Origin of the sequence: Vibrio sp. Vb0304, from assembly GCF_033338995.1 — a bacterium.
In the GTDB taxonomy this organism is placed as follows: Bacteria; Pseudomonadota; Gammaproteobacteria; order Enterobacterales; family Vibrionaceae; genus Vibrio; species Vibrio alginolyticus.
Genome location: NZ_JAWOTT010000275.1, coordinates 1 through 1,137 on the forward strand (window position 1 = coordinate 1; position 1,137 = coordinate 1,137).

Here is a 1,137-nt window from a genome sequence, read left to right on the forward strand (position 1 = left end):
TGCCAGAATGTGTTCCCTCACTCAACAAGCCTGTAATGAAATGAAATACCAAGCTGCTATTTTTGATATGGATGGTTTACTTCTTGATACTGAACGCGTCTGTATGCGTATTTTCCAAGAAGCATGTGAAGTACAAAACCTTCCGTTTTATGAAGATGTTTACCTATCGATCATTGGCCGCAATGCGGCAGGAATTGAGACGATTTTCCGCAAAGCCTACGGCGAGAATTTAGACCGCCTGCATCTTGAATGGCGCACTCGTTACAACGCAGTTGTCAAACACCAAGCTATCCCTGTAAAAGATGGCGTTGTTGAGTTGCTGGAGTGGTTGAAAGCACAGGGCTTACCTATCGCGGTCGCGACATCTACCGCGAAAGAAGTGGCAAAAATCAAACTGGAATTAGCAGGGTTGAGCAAATACTTCGATAACCTAACGACAGGCTGCGAAGTGAGCCACGGCAAACCCGATCCAGAAATCTATTTGCTGGCAGCGAACCGTCTGGATGTAGAGCCAAGCCAATGTTTGGCCTTTGAAGATTCCAATAACGGTGTTCGCGCCGCTGTAGCGGCAAACATGATTACTTATCAAATTCCGGACTTGGTTGAACCTTGCGATGAGGTAAAACAATTTGGTCACGCTATCGTGCCTTCACTGCACGAAGTATTAGCCGAGCTTAAACAGACTCGCTAATCCTCCTCTGAATACGTTCTAGAGCCCAATGTCGACGTTGGGCTTTCTCTTAGTTTCTTACCCATCTCATATTCCCTCTCTTAATTGAATCGACTCCCTCAACCTACACGAATTAAGAATTGAGCCAGTTCACGCCACGAAAGAAAATCAGGTAGTCCAATGATCAATCAGTGGAACGAACCAGTACAAGTTTGCAACAAATCGTCAATATACCGATTGAAGCACGTTTTTCGGGTCAAAACTGGCTGATAATGAGAACTATTGGACAAAAAAGTCCAAGTCAGCCCAAAACAACAAAATGGAGAGTGTTATATGTCTTTACGTATATTAGCAGCAACCTTGGCACTGGCAGGATTGGGCTTCGGCGCACAAGCCAGTGCCGAGTGTGAAGTGTCATTAGATGCTAACGATATGATGCAGTTTTCGACCAAAACATTGAGTGTTCC

1 protein-coding gene and 1 pseudogene are annotated in these 1,137 nt (G+C 44.9%); both read left to right on the plus strand.

Going from position 1 to position 1,137, the window contains the following annotated elements:
• Positions 1 to 40: 40 nt before the first annotated feature.
• A complete protein-coding gene (locus R7P35_RS25600) occupies positions 41 to 691 on the plus strand; it encodes an HAD family hydrolase (protein WP_023584584.1) in 651 nt (216 codons plus the stop codon).
• A 312-nt stretch (positions 692 to 1,003) separates the two neighbouring features.
• Positions 1,004 to 1,137, plus strand: a pseudogene (locus tag R7P35_RS25605) (azurin); the annotation flags it as partial.

Coding starts and splice junctions, on each gene's coding strand:
- R7P35_RS25600 (WP_023584584.1), top strand. CDS start 41: ATGAAATACCAAGCTGCTATTTTTGATATGGATGGTTTACTTCTTGAT.